Origin of the sequence: Flavivirga aquatica (genome assembly GCF_001747085.1) — a bacterium.
In the GTDB taxonomy this organism is placed as follows: Bacteria; Bacteroidota; Bacteroidia; order Flavobacteriales; family Flavobacteriaceae; genus Algibacter_C; species Algibacter_C aquatica.
In genome coordinates, this window is the sequence record NZ_MDJD01000043.1 from 52450 (window position 1) to 72674 (window position 20225).

13 protein-coding genes are annotated in these 20225 nt (G+C 33.2%); 4 read left to right on the forward strand and 9 right to left on the reverse strand.

Annotated elements, in window-relative coordinates:
• Positions 1 to 62 precede the first annotated feature (62 nt).
• Both A8C32_RS09730 and A8C32_RS09735 read left to right on the forward strand, forming a co-directional pair.
• Complete coding sequence (locus tag A8C32_RS09730; RefSeq protein WP_069830245.1) at positions 63 to 980, forward strand: PorP/SprF family type IX secretion system membrane protein; 918 nt, start codon at positions 63 to 65, stop codon at positions 978 to 980.
• A gap of 11 nt (positions 981 to 991) precedes the next feature.
• The gene (locus A8C32_RS09735; protein WP_069830246.1) at positions 992 to 3004 is read left to right on the forward strand and encodes an OmpA family protein; all 2013 of its coding nucleotides are present in this window, start codon (positions 992 to 994) and stop codon (positions 3002 to 3004) included.
• A gap of 190 nt (positions 3005 to 3194) precedes the next feature.
• Here A8C32_RS09735 and iolE read toward each other — a convergent pair whose 3' ends face one another.
• The 9 genes from iolE to A8C32_RS09780 form a co-directional block, all read right to left on the reverse strand.
• Positions 3195 to 4109 (reverse strand): myo-inosose-2 dehydratase, encoded by a 915-nt coding sequence (iolE, locus tag A8C32_RS09740; protein ID WP_069830524.1) that lies wholly within the window; start codon positions 4107 to 4109, stop codon positions 3195 to 3197.
• Positions 4110 to 4122: 13 nt separating this feature from the next.
• Entirely contained in the window at positions 4123 to 6834 is a 2712-nt protein-coding gene (locus A8C32_RS09745; protein ID WP_069830247.1) for an MGH1-like glycoside hydrolase domain-containing protein, read from the reverse strand.
• A complete protein-coding gene (locus A8C32_RS09750; protein WP_069830248.1) occupies positions 6831 to 8861 on the reverse strand; it encodes an amylo-alpha-1,6-glucosidase in 2031 nt (676 codons plus the stop codon). Before A8C32_RS09750 ends, A8C32_RS09745 begins: the two co-directional genes overlap by 4 nt.
• Before the next feature lie 7 nt (positions 8862 to 8868).
• On the reverse strand, positions 8869 to 10143 hold the full coding sequence (locus A8C32_RS09755; RefSeq protein ID WP_069830249.1) for an FG-GAP repeat domain-containing protein: 1275 nt from the start codon (positions 10141 to 10143) through the stop codon (positions 8869 to 8871).
• 35 nt (positions 10144 to 10178) lie between these two features.
• Positions 10179 to 10658, reverse strand: coding sequence for a hypothetical protein (locus A8C32_RS09760; RefSeq protein WP_069830250.1), 480 nt, complete (start codon positions 10656 to 10658; stop codon positions 10179 to 10181).
• Positions 10659 to 10679: 21 nt separating this feature from the next.
• A complete protein-coding gene (locus A8C32_RS09765) occupies positions 10680 to 11792 on the reverse strand; it encodes a ferritin-like domain-containing protein (RefSeq protein ID WP_069830251.1) in 1113 nt (370 codons plus the stop codon).
• A gap of 14 nt (positions 11793 to 11806) precedes the next feature.
• A complete protein-coding gene (locus tag A8C32_RS09770) occupies positions 11807 to 13750 on the reverse strand; it encodes a GMC family oxidoreductase (protein WP_240491725.1) in 1944 nt (647 codons plus the stop codon).
• Between the two features lie 532 nt (positions 13751 to 14282).
• The gene (locus tag A8C32_RS09775) at positions 14283 to 15134 is read right to left on the reverse strand and encodes a tetratricopeptide repeat protein (RefSeq protein ID WP_069830252.1); all 852 of its coding nucleotides are present in this window, start codon (positions 15132 to 15134) and stop codon (positions 14283 to 14285) included.
• Positions 15124 to 15696 (reverse strand): RNA polymerase sigma factor, encoded by a 573-nt coding sequence (locus A8C32_RS09780; protein ID WP_069830253.1) that lies wholly within the window; start codon positions 15694 to 15696, stop codon positions 15124 to 15126. The genes A8C32_RS09775 and A8C32_RS09780 overlap by 11 nt, the downstream gene beginning before the upstream one ends.
• 184 nt (positions 15697 to 15880) lie before the next feature.
• Here A8C32_RS09780 and A8C32_RS09785 point away from each other — a divergent pair, with 184 nt between their 5' ends.
• Both A8C32_RS09785 and A8C32_RS09790 read left to right on the forward strand, forming a co-directional pair.
• Positions 15881 to 17140 (forward strand): S8 family serine peptidase, encoded by a 1260-nt coding sequence (locus tag A8C32_RS09785; protein ID WP_069830254.1) that lies wholly within the window; start codon positions 15881 to 15883, stop codon positions 17138 to 17140.
• 108 nt (positions 17141 to 17248) lie between these two features.
• Positions 17249 to 20026, forward strand: coding sequence for a CHAT domain-containing protein (locus A8C32_RS09790; RefSeq protein WP_069830255.1), 2778 nt, complete (start codon positions 17249 to 17251; stop codon positions 20024 to 20026).
• Positions 20027 to 20225: the final 199 nt, after the last annotated feature.

The following is a 20225-nucleotide window of genomic DNA, read 5'->3' on the forward strand; positions in this document are numbered from 1 at the left end:
AATACAATTTAAAAAGGCAAATGCTTAAAAATATTTGCCTTTAAATTAAATCACATTTCAAAATGAATTTAAAAACAAAAAGTATAATAGGGTTATTCTTGACAATGACAGCTTATCTAGGTTATGCACAACAAGACCCTCAATTTACAAACTATATGTATAATCCAATGAGTGTTAACTCGGCATATACAGGTTCAAGAGGGCATTTAACTGTTTTTGGTCTTCATAGAACACAATGGGTAGGTATAGATGGAGCTCCAACGACACAATCGTTTAGTATAGATTCACCAGTTGGCAAAAATGTGGGCTTAGGTTTTTCTGTTGTAAACGATAGATTAGGACCTTCAGATGAGTTTTATATAGACGCTAATTTCTCTTATACATTAAATATTTCAGATACCAAAAAACTTTCGTTTGGTGTAAAAGGAGGAGGAAGGTTGTTTAGTGTAGATTGGACAAAAGGATTATTTAGGAGACAAGATGCTACTTTTCAACAGTCTATAAATAATAGATTTTTACCAACAATAGGTGTTGGTGTTTATTATCATACAGGTAAAAGCTATTTAGGTTTATCGGTTCCAAATTTTTTCACAGATGAGCATTATGATGATGTTCAAGAATCTGTTGCGGCAGAGCGTTTACACTTTTTCCTTATAGGAGGTACTGTATTTGACTTAAACCAGAGAATAAAATTTAAACCAGCTTTTTTAGTAAAGCATGTTGTAGGAGCGCCTTTAATATTTGATCTATCTGCAAATTTTATGTTTAATGATAATTTTAGGCTGGGGGCAGCCTATCGTTGGGACGATTCTGTAAGTGGACTTGCAGGTTTACAAATAACGCCAAAACTACTTGTAGGCTATTCGTACGATTTTACCACAACAGAACTTAGAAAGTATAATTCGGGAACACATGAAATATTTTTACGTTTCGAATTAAGATCGAAAGAAAAACAACTAAAATCGCCACGTTTCTTCTAAATATAAGCTATATGAAAAACACAATTACACTATTACTATTATTTACAATTAGTATATCTTTTGCGCAGAATTCAACAAAAAGAGCAGATAAGTTATTTGATATCATGTGGTATAAAGATGCAGCTGCCTTATATGAGTTAGAGCTTAATAAGATAGAAAGAAGAAGCTCAAAGTCTAATGATTCTACATATGTTAAACTTTTAAAAAGAGCAGGAGACTCCTATTTTTTTAATACAGATATGGAGAATGCTTATAAATGGTATGATAAATTAATTTCTAATTTTTACTCTAATGTAGACTCAGAATATATATTTAGGTACGCCCATTCTCTAGAAGGTATTGGGAAATATAGAGAAGCAAAGCGTTGGATGAAAGAGTTTTCTAAGAGAACAGAAAATAAAGATAACAGATCACCTAAGTTAGATCAAAAAATGATAACAGTAGAAGATGTTTTAGATCTTGAGCCAAGGTTTATCTTAAAGAATGTTTCTATTAATACAAAGTATTCAGATTTTGGCCCCATGTATTATAAAGATCAACTAGTATATTCTTCAGCTATTGACACTTCAAATTTTCACACAAGAATATACCATTGGAATGAGCAACCTTTTCTAAATATGTATTTAGGGCAGTTGAATGAAATTCAATCCGATATAAAACCTATTAACGAATTTTCAAAAAACTTAAACACACGTTATCATGAAGCGACTTTAGCTTTCTCTCCAGATGAAACTAAAGTGTATTTTACAAGAAATAATTACGATGGAGATTTACATAGAGATAAGAAAGGTACAAATCATTTAAAACTATATAGTGCAGAATTATTAAGAGATGAAGATGATGTGTTAACATGGCAAAATGTAAAAGAACTTCCATTTAATAGCGAAGATTATTCAGTTGGTCATCCAACAGTTAGTAGCGATGGTAAGTTATTATATTTTGTGTCAGATATGCCTGGTTCAATAGGTGGAACCGATATTTTTGTTGTAGATATTTTAGAAACAGAAACACACAATGAAGCCGAAGGAAGTATAGAATACACAGGTTATTCGAAACCACGAAACTTAGGAGATAAAGTAAATACAGCAGGTAGAGAAATGTTTCCTTTCATTACAAATAAGGCACTTTACTTTGCTTCAGATGGACATTTAGGTCTTGGAGGGCTAGATGTTTATGAGAGTAGTATCGTAGATTCAGATTTTCAAAAACCAATAAATTTAGGAGGACCTCTAAATAGTGAATTGGATGATTTCGGATTTATAATAAATGAAGAAAAAAACAAAGGATTTGTATGCTCTAATAGATTAACAGGAAAAGGCGATGATGATATTTATTCATTCATTCGTTTAGCAGAAGAAGCTTTATGTGAACAAATAATACGCGGTAATGTGGCTAATTCAATTACAGGAGAGCGCATTGCAGATGTGAAAATGACATTGTTTTCAGAAGACGGTAAGGAATTAGAGACTACAACAACAAATTTGAATGGTGAATATAAATTTAAAACCACTTTAAATTGTGATACTAAGTTTAATATCGCTACCTCTAAAACAGGATACGAAAATAGAGAGAAACCAGTTGTTACGTTAAAAGAAAACGGAGAAACAATTGTACCTCTAGGTATAGAAACACTTAATGGATTGATTGTCGAAGAAGACGGTGTATTAAAAATTAAAATAGGCATTATTTATTTTGATTTAGATAAATCATTTGTTAGAAATGATGCATCTATAGAATTGAATAAAATTGTTATGCTAATGGCACAGTATCCAAATATGGTTATTAAAATAGAATCGCATACAGATTCTAGAAATAGCGACGATTATAACTTGAAATTATCAGATAGAAGAGCTAAGTCAACACGAGATTATATTATTAGTCAAGGCATCGAATCAAGCAGAATAGAAAGTGCTATAGGTTTTGGAGAATCTCAACTAATTAATAATTGTAAGGATAATGTTAAATGTTCCGAAACAGAACATCAGCTAAATAGAAGATCCGAGTTTATAATTATTAAAATGTAGTATTTAAAATAAAACAGGATTATAATTAAAGAAGCGAGTATTTACACTCGCTTCTTTTTTTAGATTATTTTTTTGGCGTTCGAGCGGGTTATTCGTTACAATTCCTCGCACTTCCTTACGTCAGGCTGTGGGATTTACACTGCTATCCCTAACGCGTAAATCGCTTCCTTGATAACTACCTTTTTTTTGTCTAGAAACCAGTAACTTTTCTTAAATATTCCCTAGCCATTTTAGCATATACCAAAGGCGTAGCATTAGCAGGATTTTGTTCAGCCTCTACAATTAACCAACCTTCAAAATCATTATCAGCCAGAGTTTGTAAAATAGAATCAAAATCAATAAAACCTTCAGGATCCCCAGGTACAGTAAATATCCCAGCTTCTATAGATTGTTTGAATGAAAATTGCCCAGCATCAGAAGCCTCCATAACTGGTCTTCTGATATTTTTAAGGTGTACATGTTTAATTCTGTCAGCATAATCTATAGCAAGTTGTAAAGGATCATCCCCTGCAAATGCTATATGTCCAGTATCAAACAATAAATGAACCAGATCTGGATCTGTAGATTCCATAAGCCTATCTACATCCGCTCGAGTTTCGATTCCAGTACCCATATGATGGTGGTAACATAGGCGCATCCCCTCATCTTTAGCAATCTGACCTATATGATTAAGACCACTTATAACATCCTCCCATTGTTGCTCCGTAAAAATAGGACGATTGGCTTTAAGGGCAATAGGCTGTTGGTGAGAAGATCCCCCCAATTCTGCCACCACAATGTCTGTACCACCCATAGTTTTTATAAAATCCAATGATTTTCTAAAATCGGCAACTGTTTTGTCAAACATGTCTTTTATGGTAAAATAAGTACTTGTCCAAGGCTCAGAAACCCTTAACCCTCTTAATTCAAGAGCTTCTCTAAGGACATCTGTGTCTGTAGGGAATTTATGTCCCACGCTACAGCCCTCAAATCCAGCTAAAGCCATTTCACTAACACATTGTTCAAAAGGAATACCTATATCAATATCTAGAAAATCATCATTCCACCATGAAGTAGGAGTAATACCAAAAAATACGTTGTCTTTGTTAAATTGTTTAGTGCTCATATAAGATTGTTTATTATTTAATTTGAAATAAGAGTTCGGCAACAAGTCCCGTCCACCCTGTTTGATGAGATGCACCTAAACCTGCACCATTATCCCCATGAAAATACTCGAAAAAGAGAATTAAATCCTGCCAAGTAGGATTGTTTTGCATTGTTTGATTGCCTCCATATACAGGTCTATTACCATTAGAGTCTTTTTCAAAAATTTGAACTAATCGTTTTGATAATTGATCCGAAACTTCTTTTAAAGACATGTAATTTCCTGAATAACTAGGATACTCGACTTTAAAATCTTCCTCAAGAAATTCATCATATTTTTTAAGAGTACTTATAAGTAAAAAATTGATGGGAAACCATACAGGACCTCTCCAGTTAGAGTTACCACCAAAAGACCCATCGGCAGACTCTGCAGGTTCATACCTCTCTTCAAGATAGGCACCATCAATACTTAAGGCATATGGAGTATCTTGATATTGTTTAGAGATTCCTCTAATACCATGAGGTCCTAAAAATTCAGCCTCATCCAATACCCGTTCAAGTATTCTTGTAAGTCGTTCGGGTTTTACAAAAGAAAGCATAATCTCGTCTTCTGCCCCAGAAGATTTAAGAGTCTGTACCTGCCCTAATAACTCTGGGTGACGATTTAAGAACCAATCCATGCGCTCTTTTAATTCTTCGGCAACCATAGGTTCCATTAGATTTAAATCAATTCGAGCTACAGGGAATAAAGGAATAATTCCCACTAAAGATCTTAGTTTTATAGAAACATTTTGAGTAGGATTAGAGTATATTTTTAAGAAGTCATAATAGAATCCATCCGTTTCATCCCAGAGTTTTACCTCTCCGTTTGAAGCATGATTGATGCTATTCATAGAATCAGCAATAAACACAAAATGTTGGAAAAATTTGCTCACAAAATGTGAGTATTGTTTTTGATTATCTTGAGCCAGTATCAATGCTAATTGCATCATGTTAAGACAATACATGCCCATCCAACTAGTCCCGTCAGACTGTTTTAGGGTTATTGAATGACCTATTTGATTTTCAAATTCGCTTAAATTACTTCGGTTAATTACCGATATATTATCCAGACCAAGAAAACCACCTTCAAATAAATTAGTACTGTCACCATCTTGCTGATTAGTCCACCAGGTAAAATTCATAAGACAATGTTGAAATATGTCTTCAATAAATTTAACATCTCCAGCACCTTTCATTTCCTTTTCGATCTCAAAAATGGTTAAAGCTGCCCATGCGTGTAAAGGAGGATTAACATCACTAAAAGCCCATTCGTAAGCTGGTATTGCACCATCGGGAGCCATATACCATTCATGAGCTAATGACAGTAATTGGTTTTTTGCAAATTGCAGATCAAGTCGTGCAAATACTACAGATTGAAAGCATAGATCCCAAGCAGCAAACCAAGGGTATTCCCAAGCATCTGGCATTGAAATGATAGTGCTAGCGTACATGTGTTTCCATTCGCTATTACGTCCGCGACCAGCTGGTGGTTTTGGACCTACAGGATCCCCATCTAGCCAATCTGCAACAACATAATTGTAATATTGTTTTCCCCATAACATCCCAGCATATGCTTGTCTTTGAATCATTTTTTGCTCACTAGTAAGACTGTCTGGAGATAAGGACTCATAGAATTTATCGGCTTCATCTATACGATTTGTAAAAACAGTGTCAAAATCGGTATTAAATGGATCAGAAATAGCCAAATCTGCCGATAGGCGTAATCGAATTTCTTTAGTTTCTTTAGGAGCGAGTGTTAATGCATAAACAGCGCTGGATTTTGTTCCAGTTAGTTCAGGATTTGTTGTGTTTTTTTGTGCAATAATGTAATCATTGATCCCATCTTTTGGATAAGGCGTATTGTTTGCCGTTCCCCAAAGTTTTTCATTATTGGTTTCATTTTCTACAAAAAGCAATTCATCAGGTTGCTCGCAGTATAACATCATATCTCCAGTATCACTTTCCGATACAGAAGCCGCCTTAATTGTTGCGAAATTTTTATCACCTTTGTTATTAGTACCTTCTAAAATAGGTTTTTCAACATCCAAAAACCAAGACCATGTATTCCTAAACCAAAGCGTAGGTAATAGGTGTATAGATGCCGTATCTGGACCATGGTTGGTTATTTTTATTTTAATTAAAATATCTTGAGTAGAAGATTTAGCATACTCTACTTGTACATCAAAATAGCGGTCTTCATTAAAAGCACCTGTATCCATGAGTTCATATTCGAAAGAATGTGGATCGGATTTTCTTTGTCTGTTTTTGTCTACCAAGTCAGCATAAGGAAACTCTTGTTGTGGATACTTATACAACCATTTCATGTAACTATGCGTGGGTGTATTATCTATATAATAGTAGTATTCTTTAACATCTTCACCATGATTTCCTTCACCATTAGTTAATCCAAATAAGCGCTCTTTGAGAATAGGATCTTGTCCATTCCATAAAGCAATCGAAAAACATAACCGTTGTTCTGGATCCGAAATTCCACCTAAACCATCTTCGCCCCATCTATAGGCTCTAGATCGTGCTTGATCATGAGAAAAATAATCCCAAGCATTTCCTCCTGCGCTATAATCTTCACGAACTGTTCCCCATTGACGTTCCGATAGGTAAGGTCCCCAATGCAACCATTCCTCATGAGTATTGGAGTCTTTAGAGTATTGACTCGTCATTCGAAGTGTTTCTTTATTATTGCTCATATTATAGCTAGTTTAGGAGTTAATTCAGTGTTTTGTATAATTTCAAGGTTTTCAATTTCATCATACACTTGAAGAATTTGTCCAACACTCCAGGCTTGTGCTACACATCCTTTAGGTGTAAAAGGAGCATCTCCATCAAATATTTCACTTATAGTACCTAAACCATCTCCCTGCAAATGATCTTTGAAAGGTTTTAAAAACCGTTGAGCACTATATGTGTTTTTGTATATTTTGAGATGAGCATGAATAAAAGGGCCTATTAACCAGCCCCAAACTGTTCCTTGATGGTATGCGCTATCTCTTTGATATTGGTTTCCTGTATAAATACCAATATATTCTTGCTCAAAATTGGCAAGAGATCGTAAACCGTGCGAAGTCAATAATGTTTCAGAACAAATATCTACGATTTGTTTTTGTTGTTTTGTAGATAGTGGACTTTCTGGAAGTGAAACTACAAACAATTGATTGGGGCGTAATAAAGCTTCATTACCATTAGGACCATCAAGTACATCAAAACAATAACCTTTTTCTTCGTTCCAAAATCGTTCAAAACCTTTTTTTGTAGATGCAGCCATGGTTTTGTATTGATTAGACGGTTTTTCCAGTATGTCAGCAAATAAAACCATTGCCTTAAGCGCATTATACCATAAGGCATTCACTTCAATAGGTTTTCCTATTCTTGGCGTAATGACTTTATCACCAACTTTAGCATCCATCCATGTGAGCTGTATCCCATCTTGTCCACCTCTTAATAGATTGTCATTAGGGTCAACCTGTATCCCATATCGTGTTCCTTTAATATGCCAATCAATTATTTCTTGTAATTTTGGATATAATCTGCCTAAGAGTTCCTTGTCTTCGGTAGTTTCAAAATAGGTTCTAATAGCTTGAAAAAACCATAGGGTAGCATCTATGGTATTGTATTCTGGAGTATCTGCAGCATTAGGAAATCGATTAGGTAGCATACCTTCATTAATGTAATGAGAAAAGGTCTCCAAAATAGGTCCAGCGTCTTCATGTCTACCAGTCGATAAGGTAAGCCCAGGTAAACTTATCATGGTGTCTCTACCCCAATCTCCAAACCAATGATATCCTGCAATAATGCTTTTTCCTGCAGTAGAGTTTGGCTCTGTAGATCTGTTTACAACAAATTGGTCTGCTGCCAATACTAATTGTTTTACCCAGTTTGGCTGTTCTTTTTTCTGGCTTTTACGAAGTTGTTGCCATTGATCCAGTATGGCAGTCTCTTGTTGTTTTTTGTTGTCATAGGCTGTCAAATCAAAATCAGTGTCCTCTTCTGCTGTGCCTAAAAAGAGTACGGTTTGACCTTGTTGTATAGTGACTTCAAAATCTGCGGCATGTACATGAGTGTCATTACTGTTAAGACCTCTGGTTACTTCTACAGGGAGGTAGAAGTTTTTATATAATTCATTTTTTGGCGATACTGTAGCTCCTTGCATTTTTATAGTCAAGGGTAATGCATCATTGTCATGAGTTGTAATCTTAACACCATCAGAAATGCTATCTACTTCTATTGGCCATGGAACTTGTCCGGTATTATGAAATGTTCTATTATTAACCAGCGCAGAAACTTTTAGAGACACAGGCTCTTCGGCACTGACCAAGGTATAAGATACATAGGTTGTGTTTTTACCATGCACCATCCAAAGTCTTTTTTCAAAAACAGCATCAGCGCAAGCATACCTCCAACAAGGTATGCTTCTTTCTAATGTAAAACTCTCAATGTTTCTATATCCTTTGGGAGATACAGACCCAGAATCCCATCGATTTGTCGTTAAATCGTATGCTGTATTCCTATAGATTAGTACTTCATCTAATTTGGTTAACATTAATTTTCTATCGATTGGAGGATGAAGTGAGGCTACCATTAAACCATGATATCCTCGAGTTATTGAACCAGCGATAGAACCAGAACCGTAACCACCTATTCCATTTGTGATGATCCATTCTTTTTTTTCTGCAATAGATAAATCACCTGTTGTTTCTCTTCCAAAATGTACACTCATAATTTTATTATTTTAAGTCTGCAAAAGCGTTATGAAATACATTTACCTGCGAATTATCGCATAAATAATATCCTGGAGTATAATATCCTGTAGTAGCAAAATCTAACCTGCCGTCTCCATTAAAATCACCAATAACAATTCGAGCAGCAGATGCAGAGGATACTCTCCAGCGTTCAAAAAGTCCGTTTTCTACATCAATAGCTTTATAGTAATACACACCTTGATGAGGTAAAGGACCTTTGAGTGCTACTAGAAATTCATCATCACCATCACCATCAAAATCACCTGTAATAATATGGTGACCCGGTCCTTGTGTTTCTGAATCAAAATCACCAAAAGTATCTAGGATTGTTCTTTTCCAAGGATGATCTGTAAGGTTTGTTCCTGGTTTTCTGGTGTATACCGTGACTAAGTTTCCATGAAATGGATCAATAGTTGCAATATATGCATAGGGATCGTCACCTATTCGACCATAAGCTACATTGCCGCTACCTTTAAATTGACCAGCTTGACCTGTTTGGTCGCCTTCTCCAATTGGTACAATTTTCCATTCTCCATTTTCAGTATCAAAGTAAAACCAATTAATTCCCTCTTCACTAGCAAGAAGTACAGATTGGTTATCGGGTCCAGAGTATCCTCCAAATTTGTTTTTTACAACGCCGTGAATAACTCTAAAATTGGCATTGTTAATAATTTCGCCGTCCCATTTATCTAGCGAAGTTGGGTTTTCAGGAATATCAAATAAAGTCATAGCTACAGGGTCATGAACACCTTCTCCATATGGTTTGCAACCTACTACAGGGAGTGCCATGAGTTGTAGTTTGTCTGTTTTTGTAAAATGTCCTACTTGCAGGCGGTGTGCTGCCATTAAGTCGGTTATAAAATGTGATTTCCAGTGTTCATCATCTTCATAAGTTCCAGGGTTTTCTAACCATGAAATTTTACCATCTTCTGGTCTGCACCAAAACATACAATTTCCATAGTTATGTGAAATTACTAAATCTTGAGTTCCATTTCCTGTAACATCTCCAACTTCTATGGCTACAGGTAATGGGAAGTCGGCTATTTCTCGTTTTTCCCAAGATGGATTTTCGTACCATACGACTTTGCCTACTGCTAATCCAGAAGTTACAATGTCTAATTTTCCGTTCCCATTAATGTCTACAGCTTCTATCCAATAACCATCATCTTGCTTATCTGCAAGAGTTACTTTTGTAAAAAAAGGTATTTTGATTTCGCCATCATTTAAATAACTTAATACGTCTTTTGGCTCGTTACTCATAGTGTTGTTGTATTGTTTAATTGTGTTAAACTCTTTTATACTTTTGAAATTTGAGGGGCATCTATCCATGTAGCGTAGCCTGGAGCTTTTGCTCCTGGGGGATGAGAGCCAATAGTTGGCCATAGAAGACCTTCTGTATAAGCTATTGCGGATACCACGAAAGTTTCGTCCTTTTCATACGCTCCGTAGGTCTCTCTCCAGATATTGGGAAGTTGATACCAATTACCAATGAACCACATTTTAATAATATTTCTGGTAATTGGCCCTAATTTATCATTACTTAATAATTGAATTCGTATTTGTTTTTCGAGCTCGGTTTCATTGCCATTAGCATTTGTTTTTGCTAAAGTAAAAGCATCTAAAACTTCAACCATATTAGATTCTCCAATAACATCGATAATTGTACTATAATAGGCTTCTAATTGGCCTGTTCCTTGTAATTCGTAGGAAGAAAAATCGGTAAGTACAACAGATAAGTCTAAAAAAACATTTAAATTTTCTTGATAAGTTTCCATAATAATTAAGCCTTTTTGTGATTATGATATTGCATCAATTTCAAAAGTTGGTGCGCCAGTGTTTTCATTGTCGTCTGAAATAGGATTTCTCATTAATTGATAAGACATTTCTTTAATACGAAACATACCTCCAACAGCACTAATGAGTTGATCAGGTTGACCATTTAATGCTATTGTTAATTGTTCCAGAAAGTTTTTATAGAAGATATTGAAGTCCATAGCAGCAGTTTTTAATTCTGAACCTTCTGGATAATCTGTAATACGTGGATTACTTTGTATAGGATATACAGAATCCCAATCTATGGCAAGTGGTCCTCCACTTGGAGCATTTGGCTCGTCCCCTTCGTGGTAATATTGACCAAGTTTTATTTGTTGAAATCTATAATAATGAGAAAGTTCTCCTTCGTAATCAAAAATACCACCGTCGTGACCTTCTCCTTGTTCAGAAATTAATCGAATTGCAGCTAATGCATCTTCTTCGTTATATATAGGAATGATTTCGCCTCCGCCAGAATAATAATATTCTGGTGTTATTTGTTTGCTAGGGTCACCAGTAAATACGTTTTCTTCTCCCAATTCTTGGGTTAGTTTTGTGATACCATCACCAATTGCTCTATAAAATTCTCCAATACTATAAAAATGTAGCTCATCGCCATCTGCAGATTTAAAAGCTGGAATTAATAATTTTCTAGACCTTTTTGTGTTGGTAAGTCCAAAGCTGTGTTTTGAACCTCCTTTTAGGGAATCGGTGGGTAGAGGAGGGCGTTCAATATTTAAAAAAGTATCAATGGTTTCTTCTGAAAATTTACCTAAACCTACTTTAAAATCGGTTTCTCCATTGGGTAAATATGTAGGGTATGATGGAACAAAGCCTTCTCCTGTAAGGTCAGGAATTCCTCCTATAGCATTCATAAGGTTTGCAGCTAAGGTTAAATGGAGCATCTCTTCTACAACAACAACTCGTATTAAATCATAGACATCTTTGTTAGTACCTGGATGTATAGAATACATAGCTGTAAGATATGGGGGGATAGTTGCATGTTCTAGTTGTATAGCGGTATATAGATAAAATTTTAGATCATCTACTGTTTCTATTGGATGTAAATGTTCTGTTTCTACTTGGTGTAATTGCATTTTATTGTAATGTTTTAAAGTTGTTTACTTGTTTGTTTTGAGGCTTGTAATTCTTTCAAATCATTAACCATGGCATCAATACTTTTAAAACAAAGAGCTGCCATTGTTAATGTTGTGTTAGATGAGCCTATAGTAGGCATGCTTCCTGCTCCTACAAGGTATAAGTTTGAGTGATCCCAAGATTTTTGATTAGCATCTACCACGGAATTACTGGGGTCTGTTCCCATGACATGGGTTCCTGCTAGATGGTTTCCTCCTCTAATGGCATAACCTTCTCCTTTATATTCTACATATCCATAATCTTCGGTGCTGTATGTTGAATAATCTTCGGCTCCTAACCTTTGAAAAATTTGTCTTGACATTTGGCGAGCGAAAGCTATTCCTTTCATGGTGTATTCTGGAAGATGCATAGTGACTATTGGTCTTGGATTGCCTAGTCTATCAACGTATTTGGGGTCTACAGTTATCCTATTACTAGGTTCTGGCATCATTTCGACCATATTAGCTAGCAAGAGTTGTTTAGAGATTTGGTGGACTAATTCATTACGTAGTTCTTTACCGAATTTGTTTTTATTATCTACTATATCTTCGAGATTTGTATTTGGAGAGCCTGTTGCCCAACCCCAACCGTCATTATGTATGTCAACAGCGAAAGCAGCTTGTTCTTTTCTGAAATCTCCATTTCTAATATCACTGATTCCTGAGGTACAGATAGTGCCTCTTGTTGTTCCTGCTACTTCTGGTAAGAGCGCCCAAGTTAATATATATGGATGATCCATAAGATTCCGTCCCATAAGATCACTACTACCATTAAGACCAGAAGCTAGCATGAGTCTTGCATTCTCTACAGCATTTGCAGCAAGGATAAATAAGTTTGCAGTTATGGTACCTGTTGTGTGCTTTTCAGAATTTATATCTTCATAGGATTTATAGACAATAGCAGATACCTTTTGAGTAACTGGGTCGATAACAACTCTAGATGCAACAGTTTGTGGTAGAATATCTACCCCTCCATTTTCTAATGCTTTGGCTAGTGTTTTACGAGCATCGTATTTTGCTTGTACAGGACAAATTGGTGTGCAATTGTTATTCCCTTGGCAGCGTTCTCCTTCTTCTGCTTGGTGTTCACTAACGGCACCAACAGGTTTAAAAAGCTCTCCATTATTGAATTTTTTATAGTCATTATTGGGTATACCATTTCTTCCTTGTGGAAAAGTGCGTATTTTTAATGTTTTGGTTTCTCCTGCAACATTAATTTCTGTTCCGTCAAGATCTTTGGCAACGCATTGATCTAAATATGAAGGAGGCATTTCTAGCATAGGGAATACGTAATCATCTTCATATGCTTTTTCATTAGAAAAAGTTTGAGAAGATACATCACCAGAAACTCCCATTTCAAATTCTGCTTTTCTGTAATAGGGCATTAAGTCTTCATATTCCATGGGCCAATCCAGACCATGACCATATCTGGTAAGAATATTGAAATCCTCAGGAAGCATTCTAGGTGTTTTTGATTCGAAATGCATAGTCGTTCCGCCTACTACTCTGGAGTAAGTAAAATCACTTATAAAAGGGCCGTTTTGAACCAAATAACTGTCTGTATTTGGTTTTCCTGGTTCAAGTTTTTTTACATCAACGCTTCTTGGCATTGGAGCGTTAGGATTTCTTTTGTAAGGAGCATTGTTGTCTTTGGATACGGCAGAGTAAAATTGATTTATGTACTTTTCGTAACCCGAGATAGTAAGATCTTTACCTGGACCTGCTTCAAGAATAAGGACACTATATCCTTTTTGACTTAATTCTTTTGCAACTATGGATCCACTGATCCCTGAACCTACAATAACAGCATCATATTCTTTGTTTAATGCGGTTTTGTGGTCTACAACTTTTTGTTTGTGACGCATATTGTATATATGTTGGTTATTAGCTTCATTAAAATTAGTAAGAATTTTCTTCATAACAAGAAGAAAATTCTTTTTAATGTATTGAATTCTTCTTAATTAGTGAATAATTAAAATTGGGTATTTATAAATGAATATTTGACGGGGTTTTTGATAAATTTTTGAAAAAAATTAAAAGGAGAGGGGTATGTCTTAATTTCAGAAGATGAAATTAAGAGCTGGCTAGACTTTACTTTTAAAAATGAAATTTTAAGGACATCGTCTGTTTTTATTAGGACAGATTACTGATAAAGAATTTTGATGTTTACCTAGTAATATTAATAATTTGAAAGTAAGTACTTTACTACATTAATTTGTGCTGTGGGTACATTTACAGGAAATGTTTTTGAGTTGAGAGGTTTAGTAAGTATATGGAATACTGAAAAATTCGCTAATATTTATTTTTACTCTAATACTTTATATAAATATTGAAGTATGATTTTTCCTAGAGGATATAAGGTGAAATGTTGTTCCTTAACAAAAAAGCTTTTTTATTTTTAAATTCTGTGATTGATAGGCTTTGCTGTATCATATTAAATTCATAATCTACTTATAAACCGTTCTTAGATAATAGTTTTTTCAAAACCTTTTTAGCCTTGCTATAATTATAGTTTTTTTCATCTTTGAGAATTAACATTAATTGTTCTTTAGCTTTCGGGGTATTCGATTTTTTAATATATAATAGAGCTTTATACCAATACGCTCTAGAATAATCAATAGTGCTACTTTGTTCTAATTGGTCAAAATATTTTAATGCCTCTTGATAATTTCCTAGTTCTAAATGTGAAATTCCCGTGTAAGAAACAACATATGGGTGAGTTTTAAAATTGCCAAGATTTTTTTGTTGCTCTAAAAATTGGATAAAGATGGAAATAGCATCATCATATTTTTGATCTTCAAATAATAATTCTCCTTTAGACAATAATAGGTTTGTATGGCCTTGTACAATTAAAGAAGGAAGTGCATCCCAATCCTTATAATCATTATATAAATTCTGAGGTTCTTGGTTTCCTGTAAATCTAATAGTTAAAAAAATAAGCAGTACGGCAGCGACTATACTTGCATAGTAAACTAGCTTATTTTTTATCGTCTTTTGTTTTGGGTCTGTTCTTTCAAAATATTGTTTGGCAGATTCTTCAATGGTTTTTTTAGCTTCAATAAATTCTGAACTATTGCGATATAATTTAATTTTAGAAACCTCTTCTTTTTCATATATATCAGGATTTATTTCTCTTTCTATATCATTGCTTATAGCTGATTTGAGTAACTTATTAATAGCGACTTCTTTTTTTAGCAAATCATTTGATTTCATCTTTTCTTCAAAAAGGAGTATATCATTTTTACCCATTACTCCTCGTAGATAATCATCTATCTGGTTATATGTTTCTTCGTTAAATTCCATCATTATTCGTCTTTATCTTATTAAATCGTGCATCGGATTTTATTATTTTTAAAAGTTTCCTTCTGCATTTAAAAATTCTTTGTCTGGCGGTATTTATATTGGCATATAATAACTCTTTTATTATGTCTTCATAGGAAACATCATTAAAAAAAAGAGAAAGAATCTCTTTGCAATTTTCAGACAAGAGATTAAACTTTTCCCTATATAATTCCATTTGTTCTTGCTCTAACATAAATATTGCAAAATTTACTTCTTTATCTACTAGTGTTTCTACTCGCTGATTCATTACCCTTTTTTTTTGTAGTTCTAGCTCTCTTCTCCACATATTTCTACTAATTGTAAATAAATAGGCTTCAAAACAGATGATTTTTAATCTTCTTTGTCGAACTCCTACTATAATATATAATAATGATTCTTGAAAAATGTCTTTAGCCTGATCTAGAGTCCCTTGATTTTGACTAACAAACTTCAATGTTTTCGGAAAAAAACGTTCATATATTTCAGAAATAATCTTATTATCTTGTTCTAACAAAGCACTTATAAATTGCTCACTCGTATTCATTGATTTTTCGATGGTGTTATAATACACATGTGTATATATGCTTACAAATCTAAAAAAATATAAGTGCGAAAAATATAAATAATAAGACAGTTTTTTCTTTAGTTCGTAAAATTGACATATAGAATTTGGGTAATAAATAATTAATTTATATACCATTATATAAATAATATTAAAACCTGTTTATATGAAAAGTATTAAATTCTTTGTTAAACTTATTACGTTATTCTTTTTTATTATAAGTTGTAGTGAGGGTGAAGATGATCAAATTTTTTTAAAAAAAGAGGTATCTTCTTCAAAAGCTGTTTATGCAAAGGGAAAGAGTATAAAGTATCCAGAAAAATTAGATAATGAGCTAATTATAGCATATAAAAAAGATATAGCAGAAGCGTATAAAAAATCTTTAAGAGTAAAATACGAGATAACTAGTTACAAAACATGTAATTGTAATAATACGCGTATAGAAAAATGGGTGTTCCCATCTGGAATTGATGTTGAAGGAAGAAAAGATGATATTGTGCAAGAAGGTGGTGTAGAAGGGGTAGATTATCAGTTTATTTATCCTAATCAAAATACAACACCATCTAATACTATCATTAATCAATCAAATCGATTTATAGCTTCTTTTATCAAGCCTATTGGAGAGAGACTTGTGACGGTAGCAATAATAGATACAGGGATTAATCTTACATCATTAGGGCAAATACAACCTTTTTTATACAACAATACTCCTAATATGTCTTCATGTATTAAAGAGGTATCAGGATGGGATTTTGTAAATCATGATAATAATATATTTGATGATAATGGTCATGGAACTATTGTGACTAATATTATTATGAATAAACTAAAAAATGAAGGTATTGATAATTATCAAATACTCCCTGTAAAAGCGTTTAACAAATTTGGAGTGGGGACCACCTTTGATATTCTATGTAGTTATTTATATGTGATTAGCAAACCTGAAGTTTCTATTATTAATATGAGTTTTGGTTGGTACAAACACCCTAGTGACTTGCTTTCTATATTTATTTTAGAAAATTCACAAATCTTGCATCTTACTTCTGCAGGAAATGATGATAATAATAATGATGATTTGGAGCATTTTCCGTCATCAATTATTCATGAAAATATACTCTCTATAGGAAGTTATTATAAGAGTAATAATGATATAGTTAAATCTAAATTCTCTAATTATGGTAAATGTAGTGTTGATTTTTTATCGAATGGAGATCGTATTCCTTTTTATAACCATGCTACTAATACTACTTATTTTGTAAGTGGGACATCTTATGCAACTCCATATGTGACAGCTTATGCTATGAAGTATTTTTTAAAGGGGCATAAAACCCCATCACAGATACTTAATCAATTAGCTATTAATACTCGGGTTTTTAATTCGACGAATTTATTTCCAGTGGTATATAAAAATAGAATTATAAAATAGTTTGTATGCATATGTTTTTAAGAAAAGTTATTTTAAACGATCTATGAATAGCTTTTTTAACTCCTATTAAAAGTTATACTTTTAGGTGGTCTCTAAGAATCATTTATAATGAACAAAAGTTTAAACCTACAGCCAAAATTCTATTTTATTTTTGGTTTTTATTGTCTATTATTTTATTCCGGAAATGCACAAACCTTTAAATATTCTATAAAGGAGCGTTACGAGAAAATAGAAAAATCTATTGAATTATACTCGACTAAAATTAAAGAAATTAACAAACTTCTGGAATTAGAAAAATCAAGTATTGATAGTGTCCAGCTAAGTCATATCTATAGTTCTTATAGCAAACTAAATTATAAAAATAAAGATTATAAAAATGCTATTATTAATGGTTGTAAAGCCATTGAAATCCAAAAAGAATTTATTGATTCTTTGCCTCAATTAGTTAATAATACTTACCACAATCTTGCGTATTACTACGCCTCTTCTGGAGATAAAACCAATGCTATTAAATCTTTTGAAACCTTGATAAATCAACCTTTTAAGGGTAAATTTACGGTTAAAGCCTATACGGAAGGTTTGGCTCAGTTGTTTATCGAAAGAGGAGATTATTACAAGTTGTTGGATTATTTGCGAGAAGCAGAATACATGATCATTAAACGAAATAATATAAGGCTCAATAAAGAACTGTACCGTGTCTATTTAAGTATTTCTGGAGTATATTCTAAAATTAATGAAACGGAAGACTACTATAAAGCTATCGAGTATCTAAAAAAAACTGAAAAAATAATAACCCATCTATCTGGTCAAGAATTAATAAAAACTAAAATCATTATTTACAACCGGTATGGTAGTATTTATGACGAATTAAAGGACTTTGATAAAGCCATCTGTCATTATAATAAAGCCTTGTATTTAAGCTTGAATTTAGAAAAAAGTGATTCTTTAAACATTGCAAAAATATACAATAATTTAGGGTACATACACATGCATGGCTACAAGCCTGAAATTGCATATAAATATTATCAAAAAGCGTTAGAATATGCTCCTTTTCATGCATCAGTATTTGATAATCTGGGAGATTATTTTTTACAGCAAAAAAAATATGTTCAAGCTTTAACGCACTATCAAAAAGCTATTAATTATAATATAGATTCAGACGCAAGTATTGACTACAAAAAACTGCCGTCCATTGAAGTTTTTCTCTCTTCAATAAATAAAATTGATTTAGTTAATGATTTAAAAGATAAAGCCAATGCTTGGTTACAGTTCTATCTCAAAACTAAAAACAAAGAATATTTAAAACATGCACTAGCTACGACACAAAGAGCAGACGAACTAATCGATATTATTCGCTTTGAAAGCTATGAACAACAATCTAAGTTTTTTTGGCGTAAAAAGGGAGTCGATTTATATATTTTGGCTACAGCTATTTGCTATCATCTTAATGAATCTGAAAAAGCTTTTTATTTTATGGAAAAAAGCAAATCCTTATCATTACTCGAAAATCTGAATCATGAAGAAGCTAAAAAACTAGGCGGATTATCAGATACATTACAAGAACAAGAATATTCGATAAAGCATGATGTATTATTTGCTAGTCAAAAAATACTAACTGACACTTTTACAAAAGAAGACAGGCGATCATTAATTTTTAGAAAAAAAAGGAAGTACGAGGAGTTCTTGAAATCTCTAGAAAAGGATTATCCTAGTTATTACAATTATAAAAAAGAAGTTAATCTAATCTCTTATAAAGAAGCTCAACAAAAAATTAAAGAAAGTAATATCTCTATGGTTCAATATATCCTCTCTGAAAACGAAGGATATGGCATGTACATGTCATTTAACACAAGCCACTTATTCCGAGTCCCTAATGTTGCAATTTTACAAAAAGAAATACGAACTCTAAATAAACTTTTACATGAGCCCTTATTCTCTATCGAAGATCAGAATACATATAAAATAGTATCATTTAGTATATTTAAAAAATTATTCCCTTTTATAGAAGATCCTAAGGTGTATAAGAACAACAAAATGGTTATTATTCCAGATCATAAACTCCAGTATGTCCCGTTTGAAACTTTAGTGACTAGTCTTGATTCTATGACTCTTGAAGATAATAACCTTATTAATTATTTAGAAATTAGTTACCTTTATTCAATGTCATTATCCAAGAACATTGATGAGGTAGATCGATTTCCTTCTAAAAATTTTATTGGTTTTGCTCCCATACATTTCAAGAAACATGAGCTTGTTGATTTAAAATTGAGCGAAAAAAAAATGATGAAAATCCGATCTTTATTTAATGGCAATATGCTTACAGAAAAAAAGGCCTCCAAAAGCAATTTTATAAAAATATCAAGCGCCTACAAGACAATCCATTTATCTACACATGCTAATTCCATGAGTGATCAAGATCCTTGGATCGCTTTTTATGATGAAAAATTATATCTCAATGAATTATACTTTATCAAAAACCAAGCAGAATTAGTCGTTTTGGATGCTTGTAAAACGGGGATTGGGGTATTACGGGCAGGAGAAGGAATTATGAGTATTAATAGAGGTTTTTTTCATGCAGGCACCAAAAGTGTAGTTTCTTCACTATGGAATACCAATGAGAAATCCAGCAATGAAATTATCCTTAATTTTTATAGTTATTTAAAAAAAGGGATATCTAAATCTTCGGCATTACGTAGAGCTAAGCTTGACTATATGCGAAATCATCAAGGTTCGGAAACATCACCTTTTTTTTGGGGAGCTTTAGTGTTACATGGTAATACAGATTCAATACAGCTATCTGTCAATACTCAAACGTCTTTATGGATATACATTCTTGTTGTTGGATTATTACTATTGGGAATAGCGTATATGAAAAAGAAACTTTGAATAAGGTGTGCTTTTCTTGGGTGTACAGCAAATTTCTCTTAAATAAGGTTTGGGCGTGACCACAAGGGTCAGGCTATCCGTTACAATTCCTCGCACTTCGCTTAAAAAAAAGCTCAGGCTGTGGGATTTTCACTGCTATCCTTCACGCTGAAACGATACATGAAAAAATGGGATAAAAAGAGAAAGTTGTCGTTTCTTC